Below are 14,546 nucleotides of genomic sequence, written 5' to 3'. Positions count from 1 at the left end.
GTGATCGTTCAACTTCTATAGTTACTGGCCAGTAAAATTCTGGCTGTTTGCCCCGCAATACTCGCTCTTGGGTCCTTTTTCGTCCCAGGGGACGGGCGGTCGTCCGACTGAGCGGGCCGGGCCGGTTAGGCTCTTGTCGCAAGGCCAAAGTGACCCTGCACAACCAGTGTCATATCCCAGAAGGAGATGCCTCGTGCCGTCCATCGACGTCGTCGTAGCCCGGGAAATCCTCGACTCCCGGGGGAACCCCACGGTCGAGGTCGAGGTTGGCCTCGACGACGGCAGCACGGGCCGTGCTGCCGTGCCGTCCGGCGCCTCCACCGGTGCGTTCGAGGCCATTGAGCTTCGCGACGGTGACCCCAACCGCTACCAGGGCAAGGGCGTGGAGAAGGCCGTCCTCGCCGTGATCGAGCAGATCGGCCCGGAGCTCGTGGGGTACGACGCGACCGAGCAGCGGTTGATCGACCAGGCGATGTTCGACCTGGACGCCACGGAGAACAAGGGCTCGCTCGGCGCGAACGCCATCCTCGGTGTCTCCCTGGCCGTCGCCCACGCCGCCTCCGAGGCCTCGGACCTGCCGCTGTTCCGCTACCTCGGCGGCCCGAACGCACACCTGCTGCCCGTTCCGATGATGAACATCCTCAACGGTGGGTCGCACGCCGACTCCAACGTGGACATCCAGGAGTTCATGATCGCCCCGATCGGCGCGGAGTCCTTCTCCGAGGCCCTGCGCTGGGGCGCCGAGGTCTACCACACGCTGAAGAAGGTCCTGAAGACCAAGGGTCTTTCGACCGGTCTCGGTGACGAGGGCGGCTTCGCGCCGAACCTGGAGTCGAACCGCGCCGCCCTGGACCTGATCGTCGAGGCCATCAAGGAAGCCGGCTACGTCCCGGGCAAGGACATCGCGCTCGCGCTCGACGTCGCCGCCTCGGAGTTCTACAAGGACGGCAAGTACGAGTTCGAGGGCAAGTCCCGCTCCGCCGCCGAGATGACCGAGTACTACGAGGAGCTCGTCTCCGCGTACCCGCTGGTCTCCATCGAGGACCCGCTGTACGAGGACGACTGGGCCGGTTGGAAGGTCATCACCGACAAGCTCGGCGCCAAGGTGCAGATCGTCGGCGACGACCTGTTCGTCACCAACCCGGAGCGTCTGGCCCGCGGCATCGAGGAGGGCTCCGCCAACGCCCTGCTCGTCAAGGTCAACCAGATCGGTTCGCTGACCGAGACGCTGGACGCCGTCGAGCTGGCCCAGCGCAACGGCTTCAAGTGCATGATGTCCCACCGCTCCGGCGAGACCGAGGACGTCACCATCGCCGACCTCGCCGTCGCGGTGAACTGCGGTCAGATCAAGACCGGCGCCCCGGCCCGCTCGGACCGCGTCGCCAAGTACAACCAGCTGCTGCGCATCGAGGAGATCCTCGACGACGCCGCGGTGTACGCGGGCCGCTCGGCGTTCCCGCGGTTCCGCTCCGAGAGCTGACCGGGGCAGCACTCCGCGAACTGATCGGCACAGCGCTCCGCGAACCGGTGAGCGCGACGCTCCGCGAATCGTCAGGCGCGGCAAGGGCTGACCGCAGGCCCTCACGGGCCGAAGGCACCGGCCTCCGTCCGTCCCCGCACTCGGTCCCGTACCGTGTGCGGGGACGGACGTGCGTAATGGGGAGGCGGAGACATGGCCGCGAAGGACCGGGACCGGTTCTCCACCGCGACCCGACTGCGGCTGCTCGGTGAGCAGACCGCCGCCCGCGTCTACCGGTCGCAGAACCGCCGTCAGGCCCGTCGCTCCCGGCTCACCGGCCGGGCGGCCTTCCTCGCCCTCGTCGTCTGCTCCCTGGTGGTCGCGCTCGCCTACCCGATGCGGCAGTACGTGTCGCAGCGCGACGAGATCGCCGACCAGGAGCGCCGGGCGCAGGAGGCCCGAGCCCGCACCGAGGAGCTGCGCGACGAGAAGGCGCGCCTCCAGGACGACGCGTACATCAGGCAGCTGGCCCGCAAGCACCTGCACTACCTTCTCCCCGGAGAGACCGGTTATACGGTGATCGACCCCGACGCGGTCAAGGAGCGCAACGGCGAGACGGACGATTCCGGCCGGCCGTGGCACTCCAACCTCTGGGACGGCGTGGACAGCGCCGACCGCGACTGACTCCCTTCATCCCCTCTGCAGAACCGCAGTTCGAGCAGCCCGATCAGAACCTAGGCAGGCATGGAAACCCCCCCTCCGCAGACCGAGTCCACCGCGCCCACCGAGGCGGACATCGCCGCGTTCCAGCAGCAGCTGGGCCGCCCGCCGCGCGGGCTGCGCGCGATCGCGCACCGCTGCCCCTGCGGCAATCCGGACGTGGTCGAGACGCAGCCCCGGCTGGAGGACGGTACGCCGTTCCCGACGACGTACTACCTGACGTGCCCGCGTGCCGCGTCCGCGATCGGCACGCTGGAGGCGAACGGCGTCATGAAGGAGATGACCGAGCGCCTCGCCACGGACCCGGAGCTGGCCGCCGCGTACCGGGCCGCGCACGAGGACTACATCGCCCGGCGTGACGCCATCGAGGTCCTTGAGGGCTTCCCGAGCGCCGGCGGCATGCCGGACCGGGTGAAGTGCCTGCACGTGCTGGTCGGGCACTCGCTGGCCGCCGGGCCCGGAGTGAACCCGCTGGGCGACGAGGCGATCGCGATGCTGCCCGAGTGGTGGCGCAAGGGGCCGTGCGTTTCGCCGTGCGGCGTGCCGGACGAGGACTGACCGTTCCCCCTCCGGGGGCTCTGCCCCCGGACCCGCCCCTCGATCGTCGGAGGGGCTTGAATGGGGGCTCTGCCCCTGACCCCGCTCCTCGATCGTCGTAGGGGCTTGATCCGGGAGTACTTCATGACCCGCGTGGCCGCCATCGACTGCGGTACCAACTCCATCCGACTGCTCGTCGCCGACGCCGACCCGGCCACCGGCGAGCTCGTCGAGCTCGACCGGCGGATGGAGATCGTCCGCCTCGGCCAGGGCGTCGACCGCACCGGCAGGCTCGCGCCCGAGGCCCTGGAACGCACGTTCGCCGCCTGCCGCCGGTACGCGGCGGTGATCGAGGAGCACGGGGCGCAGCAGATCCGTTTCGTCGCCACCTCCGCCTCCCGCGACGCGGAGAACAGGGAGGACTTCGTCCGTGGTGTGCTGGACATCCTGGGCGTCGAGCCCGAGGTGATCAGCGGCGACCAGGAGGCGGAGTTCTCCTTCACCGGCGCCACCAAGGAGCTCGCGGGCCGCGATCACCTCGCGAAGCCGTATCTCGTCGTGGACATCGGCGGCGGCTCCACCGAGTTCGTCCTGGGCGACGATCACGTGCGGGCCGCGCGCTCAGTGGACATCGGCTGCGTCCGCATGACCGAGCGGCACCTCGTGCACGACGGTGTCGTGAGCGATCCGCCGGCCCCCGACCGGATCGCCGCGATCCGCGCCGACGTCGATGCGGCCCTCGATCTCGCGGAGGAGAGCGTTCCGCTGACCGGGGCCGCCACTCTCGTCGGTCTCGCCGGGACGGTCACCACGGTCGCCGCGATCGCCCAGGGGCTTGAGGAGTACGACTCCGAGGCGATCCACCACTCCCGGATCACCCTCGAACAGGTTCAGGGGATCACCGCACGGCTCCTCGCCTCCACCCACGCCGAGCGCGCCGAGATCGGTGCGATGCATCCGGGGCGGGTCGATGTGATCACCTCCGGGGCGCTGATCCTGCTGGCCGTGATGGAGCGGACCGGGGCCCGGGAGATCGTCGTCAGCGAGCACGACATCCTCGACGGAATCGGCTGGTCGATCGCCTGAGGGATTACGGGACACCCCTCAGGGGTTACGGCAGCCCTCAGGGGCCGCGGCGGGCCCTCCGGGGCCCCGAGAGATGCTCATGCGCACTCCGGCCTGCACTTTTGAGTCTTCATGGGCCACTCGGGGGGCACCTCGCGAGACATGTCGCGACGAAGTTCGTGAACTTCTTCACAAGGAATTCGGCCCTGCGGAAGGCGGTTCTGGTCCGTATGGGCACTCAGGGTCGCCTGCGGGGTCGTTCCGTGTCGATACGGGGCCGTTCCGGGCGCGTTGCCGGAGTGTGAATCGGGGCGGTGGTTCACCCCGCTCCGGGGGTCAAGGGCCAGCTCACAGGCGGTGAACAACGTTCGCCCCCGGGTCGCGGTTCCCTGTCGGCGCCATGACCTCGGTCACGTGGGCGGCGCAGTGTAGCAGAGGGTCGGTCATACCTTGTGAAGGGGCTCACGAACCCACCCCCCGAGGGGGGTGGATACTCGATGGCATGAGCACCACGGAGCGTCCCAGGATCCTCGTAGTAGGCGGTGGGTACGTAGGCCTGTACGCAGCTCGGCGCATTCTGAAGAAGATGCGCTACGGCGAGGCGACCGTCACGGTCGTCGACCCCCGGTCGTACATGACCTACCAGCCCTTCCTCCCCGAAGCCGCCGCCGGCAGCATCTCGCCTCGGCATGTCGTCGTCCCGCTGCGACGCGTACTGCCGAAGGCCGAGGTGCTCACCGGTCGCGTCACGACCATCGATCAGGACCGCAAGGTCGCCACGGTCGCGCCGCTCGTCGGCGAGGCCTACGAGCTGCCCTTCGACTACCTGGTCATCGCGATGGGCGCGGTCTCCCGCACCTTCCCGATCCCCGGCCTCGCCGAGCAGGGCATCGGCATGAAGGGCATCGAGGAGGCCATCGGCCTGCGCAACCACGTCCTCGAGCAGCTGGACAAGGCCGACTCGACGACCGACGAGGACGTCCGCCGCAGGGCGTTGACGTTCGTCTTCGTGGGCGGTGGATTCGCCGGTGCGGAGACCATCGGCGAGGTCGAGGACATGGCCCGCGACGCGGCGAAGTACTACACGAACGTGAAGCGCGAGGACATGCGCTTCATCCTCGTCGACGCCGCAGACAAGATCCTTCCCGAGGTCGGCCCGAAGCTGGGCACCTGGGGCCGGGAGCACCTGGAGTCCCGTGGCGTCGAGGTCTTCCTCTCGACCTCCATGGACTCCTGCGTCGACGGTCACGTCGTGCTGAAGAACGGCCTGGAGGTCGACTCCAACACGATCGTGTGGACGGCCGGTGTGAAGCCGAACCCGGCGCTGGCCCGTTTCGGTCTGCCGCTCGGTCCGCGCGGTCACGTGGACACCTCCGAGAAGCTCCAGGTGCAGGGCACCGACTACATCTGGGCCGCGGGCGACAACGCCCAGGTCCCGGACATGGTCGGCCGCAGGGCCGGCAACCCGAACGCCTGGTGCCCGCCGAACGCCCAGCACGCGCTGCGGCAGGCCAAGGTCCTCGGCGACAACGTCATCTCCGGGATGCGCGGCTTCCCGCAGAAGGAATACAGCCACGCCAACAAGGGTGCGGTCGCCGGTCTGGGGCTGCACAAGGGCGTGGCGATGATCGTCATGGGCAAGATGAAGATCAAGCTCAAGGGCCGTCTCGCCTGGTACATGCACCGTGGCTACCACGGCATGGCGATGCCGACCTGGAACCGTAAGATCCGGATCTTCGCGGACTGGACCCTTGCGATGTTCCTCAAGCGCGAGGTCGTCTCGCTCGGCGCCATGGAGACGCCGCGCGAGGAGTTCTACGAGGCCGCCAAGCCGGCCCCGGCACCGGCCGCCGCCAAGGCCGAGGGCGAGAAGGCCAAGGCCTAGGGCCTCTTGTCCGGACCGGGCCGGGCTCCGGCCTGATCCGGACGAAGGATCTCGGTCCGCGCGCGGGTCCCACTCGCCCGCGCAGTACGTGCACAGCGCCCGAAGGGGCCGTCCGCCATCCGTGGTGCGGACGGCCCCTTCGGCGTACTCGGCCGCCGCGCGGCTGGGCGCCGTGCGCGGAGCGCGAGGCGACGCACCATCAAATACATGTGATCTGCAAGTATTTTGCCGTTCCGTTGCGCCATAGCGGGATGGCCCGCGTTCCGTGGACTGTTGAGGAGGGTGTACCTCGCCGTGGCGTCGTGGGTGCCCGGCGTGGTTGCAGGCATGTTTGGGCATGTTTGGGCACATTGGGAACACCATCACGGAGGTGTGCGCCATGGCAGACGCCGCATTGCGGCTGACCGCTCTCGCCGAGGAGTTGCTGGGAGAAAAGCTGCCGGTCCGTATCCGGGCCTGGGACGGCAGCGAAACCGGACCGCCCGGTGCCCCCGTTCTTGTGATCCGGAACCGCCGCGCGCTGCGCAGGCTGCTCTGGAAGCCGGGCGAACTGGGCCTGGCACGTGCCTGGGTGGCGGGTGAGCTGGGCATCGAGGGCGACCTGTACGAGGCTCTGGATCTGCTGGCCTCGCTGATCTGGGACCGCGGCGCAAAGGCCACGCCCGGCGTCCACCCGGTCCGTGACCCGAAGGTGCGGGCCTTCGCCACGGGGCTGTTGCAGCTCGCGGGCCCCTGGCTCCCGCCCGCGCCGCCGCCCGAGGAGGTGCGCCGCCGCACCGGCACCCTCCACACCAAGCGCCGCGACAAGGAGGCCATCAGCCACCACTACGACGTGGGCAATGACTTCTACGAACTGGTCCTCGGTCCGTCCATGGTCTACTCCTGCGCCTACTGGGAGGACGACGGAAGCCTTGAGGACGCCCAGCGCGACAAGCTCGACCTCGTCTGCCGCAAGCTCGGGCTGAAGGAGGGCGACCGGCTCCTCGACGTCGGCTGCGGCTGGGGCTCCATGGCCATCCACGCGGCCCGCGCCTACGGCGCCCGGGTCACCGGAGTCACCCTCTCCGTCGAGCAGGCCGCCTATGCCCGCAAGCGCATCGCGGAAGAGGGCCTCACCGACCGGATCGAGATCCGGGTCCAGGACTACCGGGACGTCAGGGACGGCCCGTACGAAGCCATCTCGTCCATCGGCATGGCGGAGCACGTCGGCTCCGTCCGTTTCCGCGAATACGCCGACGACCTCTACGCACTGCTCAAGCCCGGCGGCCGGCTGCTCAACCACCAGATCGCCCGCCGCCCCGAGAGGGACGAGTCCGCGTACCACGTGGACGAGTTCATCGACGCCTATGTCTTCCCGGACGGCGAACTGGCCCCGGTGGGACGGACCGTGACCACCCTCGAAGAAGCCGGCTTCGAAACCCGTGACGTCGAGTCGATCCGCGAACACTACGCACTGACCCTGCGGCGCTGGGTCGCCAATCTGGAGAAGCACTGGGACCGCGCGGTCCGGATGACCTCGCCCGGACGGGCCAGGGTCTGGCGGCTCTACATGGCCGCCTCCGCCCTCTCCTTCGAGCACAACAAGATCGGTGTCAACCAGATCCTCGTGGTGCGCCCGGCGGCGGGCGGGGCCTCCCGCATGCCGCTGCGGGCCCGTGAGTGGACGGCTCCGGCGACCGGCTGACACCCGTACCGCACGTGCCCCGGCACCCGCGTCGGCACGGGGAGAACCGGCTCCGCACGGGACGCACCGAGGGCCGGTACCCGCAGCTCCGTGCTGCGGGTACCGGCCCTCGGCCGTGCCCTCCGGTGCCGTCCGGCGACTACTCGGTCTTGATCGCCGTCAGCATGTTCAGCTTCGCGGCGCTGCGGGCCGGCCAGAGCGAGGCCAGCACGCCCACCAGCGCGGCGAGCACCAGGAAGATTCCGATCCGGTCCCACGGGAGAACCAGGGCGTAGTCCGGGACATCGGACTTCAGGGTCTCGCCGATCGCCCAGCCGAGGAACACACCGAGCGCCACGCCGACCACCGCGCCGAAGAGCGAGATGACCACGGCCTCCAGGCGGATCATGCGCTTCACCCGGCGCCGGTCCAGGCCGATCGCCCGCAGCATGCCGATCTCCTGCTGGCGTTCGAAGACCGACATGGCCAGCGTGTTGACGACCCCGAGCACCGCGATGATCAGGGCCATCGCCAGCAGGCCGTACATGATGTTCAGGGCGGTGTTGATGAAGCCGCCGAACATGTCGCGGATGCCCTGACGATCGATGATGCTCATCGCCGGGTTGTCGCCCAGCGCCTTGACCAGGGCCTTCTCGTTGGCGGCGGACTCGCCGCCGTCCATCTTCAGCCAGACCTCGCGGATATCGGCGTGCGTGGTGTGCGAGGCCAGGAGGTCGGTCGACACCAGGGCCGAGGAGAGGAACTCGTTGTCCTCGTAGACCGCGCCGACCTTCACCTTCTCCTTCTTGTCGTCGTCGAACACGACCGGGAGGGTGTCCCCGGTCTTCCAGTGGTTCGACTTCGCGGTGTCCTCGGACACGGCGATCTCACCGTTGCCGAGGGAGTCGATCGAGCCGGAGACCGTCTTGATGACGAAGAGCTTCGACAGGGCGTCGGGGGTGACCCCGGATGCTCCGAGGTGGTCTTCGCCGACCCTCAGCCAGGCGTCCTGCCGGGGGGAGACCGCCGAGACCCCGTCGGCCTTCTCCAGAGCCTTGAGCGCCGACGTGTCGAGCGAGCCACCGCTCGCCATCGACACCATGTAGTCGGCCTTGATGTTGTCCGTCGTCATCCGGTCGACCGCCTGGCCGAGGGTGACGCCGAGCACGGAGATGCCGGTGACCAGGGTGAGGCCGATCGCCAGCGCGGAGGCGGTGGCGCCGGTACGCCGCGGGTTGCGGACCGCGTTCTGCGCGGCCAGCTTGCCGGAGACCCCGAACAGCCGCTTCAGCAGCGGGCGGACCAGCGCGATGACCGGCCGCGACAGCAGCGGGATCAGCACGATGACACCGACCAGCGCGAAGAACGCACCGACCCCGATGATCGTCCGTCCGCCCGAACCGTCCGCCGCACCTGCCACGATGCCGGCGCCGCCGAGCAGGGTGAGCGCACCACCGACCGAGTTGCGCAGTACCAGGGACTTGACCGTCGCCGTCGCGTGCACGCTGTTCATCGCGGCCACCGGCGGGATCTTCGCGGCCCGGCGGGCGGGCAGCCAGGCGGCCAGGACGGTGATCAGTACGCCGACGCCGAACGCCGCCGCGACCGCGGTGGGCGAGACGATCAGCGGTCCGGCCGGGATCTTCCCGCCGAACTGGCTCATCACGGAGCGCAGACCGGTGGCGAGTCCGAGGCCGAGCACGAACCCGATGACCGAGGCGATCGCGCCGACCACGGCCGCTTCCAGGAGCACGGAGCGCTTGACCTGGCGGCGGGAGGCGCCGACGGCGCGCATCAGTGCCAGTTCCTTGGTGCGCTGGGCCACCAGCATGGTGAAGGTGTTGGCGATCAGGAAGACACCGACGAAGAGCGCGATGGCCGCGAAGGCGAGCAGCATGCCGTTGAGGCCGCTCAGCCCCTTCTGGATCTGCTTGGCCTGCTCGTCGGCGAGCGCCTTGCCGGTCTTGGCCTCGGCGTTCTTGGGCAGCAACGGCTTCACGTCGGCCAGCAGCTTCTCGTCGGAGGCACCGGCCGCGGCGGCGATGTCGACGTCCTGGAACTCGCCGGGCCTCAGGTAGAGCTTCTGGGCGACCGGGGTGTCGAAGAGGACCAGGCTGCCGCCCGCGTTGACCGTGCCGTCCTCGGTGGTGAAGACACCGGCGAGGGTGAACTCCTTCACCGGCCCGTTCGTGGCGACCCGGACCGTGTCACCGACGTGGTACTTGCCCTTCTTCGCGGTCTGCTCGTCGAGCGCGATCCGGTCGGCCGCGTCCGGACCCCTGCCGTCGACGAAGGTGTACGCGGAGTCCTTGCCGTTCCTGCCGGGGGAGAAGTTGCTGCCGGTGTTCGACCAGCCGTTGCCGATCAGCTTGCCGTCGGGGTCGGCGACCCCGGCGAAGCCGCGGACCCGGCCGGTGGCGGTGTCCACACCGTCCAGGCCCTGGATCTTCTTCAGGGTGGCGGTGGTGATGCCGGACGTCTTCTCGTCGCGCTGATCGGCGTAGGTGGTGACGGCTACGGCGACGTCGTCGTAGCTCTTCGCCGACTGGTTGCGGAAGGCGTTGCCGAGGGTGTCGGTGAAGACCAGGGTGCCGGATACGAAGGCCACGCCGAGCATCACGGCGAGCACGGTCATCAGCAGCCTGGCCTTGTGCGCGAGCACATTGCGCAGGGCGGTACGGAACATGTCTGTCAGTCCTGGGATGGGGAGGGATGCAGGCGAGGAGCGCGGGGAAGGGCGGGCGTCAGCTGGTACGGCCCTTGGCGTCGAACGCCTTCATCCGGTCGAGGACACCGTCCGCGGTGGGGTGCATCATCTGGTCGACGATCCTGCCGTCCGCGAGGAAGATGACCCGGTCCGCGTAGGAGGCGGCCGCCGGGTCGTGGGTCACCATCACCACGGTCTGCCCCAGCTCGCGCACCGAGTTGCGCAGGAAGCCGAGGACCTCGGCGCCGGAGCGGGAGTCCAGGTTCCCGGTCGGCTCGTCACCGAAGATGATCTCCGGCTGCGAGGCCAGGGCGCGGGCCACCGCGACGCGCTGCTGCTGGCCGCCGGAGAGCTCGGTCGGACGGTGGGTCAGCCGGTCGGAGAGGCCCACCATGTCGATGACCTTGCGCACCCACTCCGCGTCGGGCTTGCGGCCCGCGATGTCCATGGGGAGCGTGATGTTCTCCTCGGCCGTCAGTGTCGGCAGCAGGTTGAACGCCTGGAAGATGAAGCCGATCTTGTCCCGGCGGAGCTGGGTGAGCTGCTTGTCCTTGAGGGAGCCCAGCTCCGTCTCGCCGATCCGCACCGAACCGCTGCTGAAGCTGTCGAGGCCGGCCACGCAGTGCATCAGCGTGGACTTGCCTGAGCCGGACGGGCCCATGATCGCGGTGAACTCGCCGCGCGGGAAGTCCACGGAGACCCGGTCCAGAGCCGTCACCCTGGTCTCGCCCTCGCCGTAGACCTTCGACAGATCCGTGGCGCGGGCAGCCACCGTGGTGACGCGGTGTGCGGTGGAAGTGGTCACGGGAATCTCCTGATTCGGGCTCCGGCCGAGGGCTTCGTCCGGGGGTACGTTCGGTTGCGTCCGCTTGAGTGCGGAACCCCTCCATCGTCACCGCCGTATCGCCGCGGATCGTCAGTCCCCGTGCCCGTTCCCGGGGCCGTCTTGAGTCGCACCGAAGGGTTCCGGTGTCCTCCTTCGGTATGACACCGACCCTGAGAGGTCCATCCGTCCGGCCGAGGGCCCCGCGACTCCCTCCGGCCGCCTCGCCCGGCGCCGTACACCCGTCAACCCGCTGCCGGGACAGCGTCGTGTTCCGCGTCACGGACGAGGGGTTCCCGGACCTTGGGAGGGGCCGTCGCCGGCCCCCGTTCGCAGTGCGCCGCAGGCACCGTCGTCCGGCCGGGTGGTGCACCCATGGCGAACACTGGCGCGTGCCTGGCGAATGCGCCGTCCGAGTGCGGCGACTTTACGTCAATCCGGAATACCGGTCTTGGTGCTCGTTACCCCGCCCAGGCATGTGACGATGGCCTTCCGCGAGTGCTGACGACCCCTCAAACGGTCAATAAAATAAGACAACATCGCGCCACCGATCGGCTGATCGGAGGAAGCGCCCGGATAGGGTCATGTGCCAACGCGGAGCCGCGCGCCAGGCCCGGATGGTGGAATGCAGACACGGCGAGCTTAAACCTCGCTGCCCCTCGGGGGCGTACCGGTTCGAGTCCGGTTCCGGGCACCACCCAGCGCGCAAGGTCCGACCAGTGGGAATGACCCGGGACGCGTGTGGTCCCTTCCCGTCCCGGTCGCACCGCGGCCACCCACCCGGCCGGATCCGGCGGGCGTCGGCCGTCGGCTCGCACCCGTCCTCGTGCCGTTCGGCTTCCGCAAAGATCCTCCCCAAGCACTAGTCTGATTCCTTTGCCTACCTATTACTCTTGTGGGAAGGCCACGCAGGGTGGCCATGGAGGAGTGAGATGAGGAGCAGCAACCCGGTCTTCTCGCGACGGGGCTTCAGCCGCGACAACGGATATGCGGGCTTCAACGCGGCGCCGCAGGCCGGGGCCCCCGTCGCGGGTGCCAACCCGTACGCGCAGGGCACCGCCGCCAACCCGTACGCCACCAACCCCTACGCCCAGCAGGACACCCAGTACGGCGTTCCGCAGGCACCGGCGCGTTCCGGTGCCATGACGATCGACGACGTCGTCACGCGCACGGCGATCACGCTGGGCACCGTGGTGCTCGGTGCCGCGCTCGCCTGGGCCCTGCTGCCGGTCGACGAGGCCAATCTCGGCAAGTCCTACGGCATCGCGATCGGCGCCGCCCTGGTGGCGTTCGTCCTGTCGCTCGTCCAGTCCTTCAAGCGCAGGCCGTCCCCGGCGCTGATCGTCTCGTACGCGGCCTTCGAGGGTGTCTTCCTCGGAGTGATCTCCAGCGCGGTCAGCACGTACATCGGACCGGGCGTCGTGATGCAGGCGGTGCTGGGCACCATGTGTGTCTTCGCCGGTGTGCTGCTCGCGTACAAGATGCGCTGGATCCGCGTCACGCGCCGCTTCTACGGCTTCGTGATGGCCGCCGCCATGGGCTTCATGCTCCTGATGGTGGTCAACCTGCTGTTCGCCGTCTTCGGCGGCGGTGACGGCCTGGGCTTCCGCAGTGGTGGCCTCGGCATCCTCTTCGGCGTCATCGGGATCGTGCTCGGTGCGTGCTTCCTGGCCCTGGACTTCAAGCAGGTCGAGGACGGCATCGCGTACGGCGCTCCGCGCGAGGAGTCCTGGCTGGCGGCCTTCGGCCTCACCATGACCCTGGTGTGGATCTACCTGGAGATGCTGCGCCTGCTCTCCATCCTCAGCGGCGACGACTGACGTACGGATCCGCGACGCGATACGGAACGGCCCGCAGGCTCACCGCCTGCGGGCCGTTCCGCGTCTCTGCAGCGGAACATCGGCGCCCCGACGCATGGCGCGTGGCCGGTCCTTCCCGACGCCGTGCCCGAGCGTCGGCCCGTTGGCAACCGTCCCGCAAGGGCGCGTAGGGTCGCGGAGTGCTCGATACGACCCCGCTGATCACCGCCGTGGACCGATTCGCCGACCGGCTGCGCGCCGCCCCGCAGAGCCGGCTGCAGCGTGGAGCGGCTGCCGAGGGGCTGGCCACGGCCAGAGAGCTGGCTGTGCGGGCCCAGCGCATCGAGGCGCCGGACCGGGAACCGCGGATCATGCCGGACGCCGGGATCTTTGCGATCGGCGACCAGCTCGCGGTAGCGGGCCGTGACTTGGCGGTGGCACTGGAAACGGCCCCGTCGGCTGAGCTGGACGAGGCCGTGCAATTCGTGGTGGAGGCGGCTGCGCGGGCGTTCGCGTAGCGGCGGGCAGGCGGTGGCCCGGAGGCGGCGGCAGGCGAGAGCCGCTCCGCCCGGAGGATCCGGGGTCTAGAACGAGGCGATGACGCGGTCGGCGAGGATGTAGACGTTGTCCTCGCCGCAGGAGAACGTCAGGGCGTACGCGCCGGAGACACCGGAGCCGCCCAGCAGAACGGGGTGCTCGCCCGCGAGCAGTGCCTCGGCCAGCCGCTCGGCCGTCTCGCGGTGGCCGGGGGTCATACAGAGCGTGGTGCCGTCGGCGAAGACATAGACATCGAGGGTGCCGAGCGGGCCGGGGCGCACATCCGCGAGTTCCGTGCCACTGTCGGCGAGCTCCTCCAGACGGTTCACGGTGCGCTCGTGGTCGGTGACGACCGGGGTCTGCACCGGTACGAAGTCGGGGTGCGAGGGGTGGCGGCGACGGGCCGCGGCCAGCTCGGGGGAGTCCTCGGCGAACTCCGCCGTCTCGGGCAGTTCGGTCACGTCCGCCAGCTCGGTCAGTTCCGTCAGCTCTTCGAGCGCCTCGGTGGCGTCGAAGTCCATGGCCTCCAGGCCCGCGAAATCGGCCTGGCGCGGCAGGAAGAACGGCGCGTCCTCACCGATCCCGGTCAGACCACCCAGCAGGGACGGGGCATCGGCGGCATCGCGCGCTTCCTGGGAGGCCCAGAAGGCGCGGGCCTCGGCGAGCTCACGTTCCCGCTCCTCGGCGAGCGCCTCGGCGACGGCCGCGCGTATCTCGGCGGCCGGGGTGACGTCGTTGCGGCTCTGCGCGGGCACGGCGACATCGTGGGCGCGGGCCACGGCCAGCTCCGTCCGAAGGGCCGTGATCTGCTTGCGCAGCCCGTGAGCAGCGTGCAGAGCAGCGGCGCCCACGGCCGTGGCGGCAGCGGTGGTCAGCAACAGGGCAAGAGACATGGCGCTCACTGACATACTCCCGGTTTCAATCGATCCCCCGACTTCCTACCTCAGCTTGTCCTCTACCTGCGCCCGGTGTCAGTGCATTACGTCACGAATTGGACAGGTCTTTGGGCCTGGGGTTTAACCCTGTTACGGGTGTGACCTGCGGGAATGAGTCTCCCCCAGGAGATAGGTCACATCCTGGGGGAGATTCGGTCACGGTCGGGGCTCGGAACCGGCCACTGCTCAGCCACTCGATCTCGTGGTTGCGCCGGAGTGCGTTCGGTCTTGTGGTCGCGTTCGCTTCGCTTCCGCTGCGGGCAGGTGTCGCCTTCGTTCCTCGGGCGACCCCTACCCTCCGCTGCAGCTCAGCTCAGCCGCTCGGTCTTGTGGTCGCGTTCGCTTCGCTTCCGCTGCGGGCAGGTGTCGCCTTCGTTCCTCGGGCGACCCCTACCCTCCGCTGCAGCTCAGCTCAG

11 protein-coding genes and 1 tRNA gene are annotated in these 14,546 nt (G+C 69.3%); 9 read left to right on the top strand and 3 right to left on the bottom strand.

The features are described from left to right. Positions 1–193: 193 nt before the first annotated feature. From eno to ACIOHC_RS10040, 6 genes are all read left to right on the top strand, one after another. Complete coding sequence (gene eno / locus ACIOHC_RS10065) at positions 194–1,480, top strand: phosphopyruvate hydratase (RefSeq protein ID WP_351076713.1); 1,287 nt, start codon at positions 194–196, stop codon at positions 1,478–1,480. Between the two features lie 192 nt (positions 1,481–1,672). After that, positions 1,673–2,143, top strand: a complete 471-nt coding sequence (locus ACIOHC_RS10060; RefSeq protein WP_351076716.1) for a septum formation initiator family protein — start codon at positions 1,673–1,675, stop codon at positions 2,141–2,143. Positions 2,144–2,203: 60 nt separating this feature from the next. Further along, positions 2,204–2,737: a DUF501 domain-containing protein gene (locus ACIOHC_RS10055; RefSeq protein ID WP_351076718.1), complete on the top strand. Its 534-nt coding sequence runs from the start codon at positions 2,204–2,206 to the stop codon at positions 2,735–2,737. Between the two features lie 123 nt (positions 2,738–2,860). After that, complete coding sequence (locus ACIOHC_RS10050; protein ID WP_401842256.1) at positions 2,861–3,802, top strand: exopolyphosphatase; 942 nt, start codon at positions 2,861–2,863, stop codon at positions 3,800–3,802. A gap of 481 nt (positions 3,803–4,283) precedes the next feature. Continuing rightward, entirely contained in the window at positions 4,284–5,666 is a 1,383-nt protein-coding gene (locus ACIOHC_RS10045; RefSeq protein ID WP_351076721.1) for an NAD(P)/FAD-dependent oxidoreductase, read from the top strand. A 379-nt stretch (positions 5,667–6,045) separates the two neighbouring features. After that, positions 6,046–7,350: a class I SAM-dependent methyltransferase gene (locus tag ACIOHC_RS10040; RefSeq protein WP_401842253.1), complete on the top strand. Its 1,305-nt coding sequence runs from the start codon at positions 6,046–6,048 to the stop codon at positions 7,348–7,350. A 139-nt stretch (positions 7,351–7,489) separates the two neighbouring features. Here ACIOHC_RS10040 and ACIOHC_RS10035 read toward each other — a convergent pair whose 3' ends face one another. After that, positions 7,490–10,015, bottom strand: a complete 2,526-nt coding sequence (locus ACIOHC_RS10035) for an FtsX-like permease family protein (RefSeq protein ID WP_365692663.1) — start codon at positions 10,013–10,015, stop codon at positions 7,490–7,492. A 58-nt stretch (positions 10,016–10,073) separates the two neighbouring features. Continuing rightward, positions 10,074–10,841: an ABC transporter ATP-binding protein gene (locus tag ACIOHC_RS10030; RefSeq protein WP_351076728.1), complete on the bottom strand. Its 768-nt coding sequence runs from the start codon at positions 10,839–10,841 to the stop codon at positions 10,074–10,076. Positions 10,842–11,470: 629 nt separating this feature from the next. Between ACIOHC_RS10030 and ACIOHC_RS10025 the strand changes: the two genes are divergently transcribed. From ACIOHC_RS10025 to ACIOHC_RS10015, 3 genes are all read left to right on the top strand, one after another. After that, positions 11,471–11,556, top strand: a tRNA-Leu gene (locus ACIOHC_RS10025). A 235-nt stretch (positions 11,557–11,791) separates the two neighbouring features. Then, positions 11,792–12,679, top strand: coding sequence for a Bax inhibitor-1/YccA family protein (locus ACIOHC_RS10020; protein ID WP_351076731.1), 888 nt, complete (start codon positions 11,792–11,794; stop codon positions 12,677–12,679). 179 nt (positions 12,680–12,858) lie between these two features. After that, on the top strand, positions 12,859–13,176 hold the full coding sequence (locus ACIOHC_RS10015; RefSeq protein ID WP_351076734.1) for a hypothetical protein: 318 nt from the start codon (positions 12,859–12,861) through the stop codon (positions 13,174–13,176). Positions 13,177–13,242: 66 nt separating this feature from the next. Here ACIOHC_RS10015 and ACIOHC_RS10010 read toward each other — a convergent pair whose 3' ends face one another. Then, positions 13,243–14,073, bottom strand: a complete 831-nt coding sequence (locus tag ACIOHC_RS10010) for a hypothetical protein (RefSeq protein WP_351076781.1) — start codon at positions 14,071–14,073, stop codon at positions 13,243–13,245. Positions 14,074–14,546: the final 473 nt, after the last annotated feature.

Origin of the sequence: Streptomyces sp. NPDC088252 (assembly GCF_044740965.1) — a bacterium.
Classification (GTDB): domain Bacteria; phylum Actinomycetota; class Actinomycetes; order Streptomycetales; family Streptomycetaceae; genus Streptomyces.
This window is presented reverse-complemented; position numbering and strand designations above follow the sequence as displayed.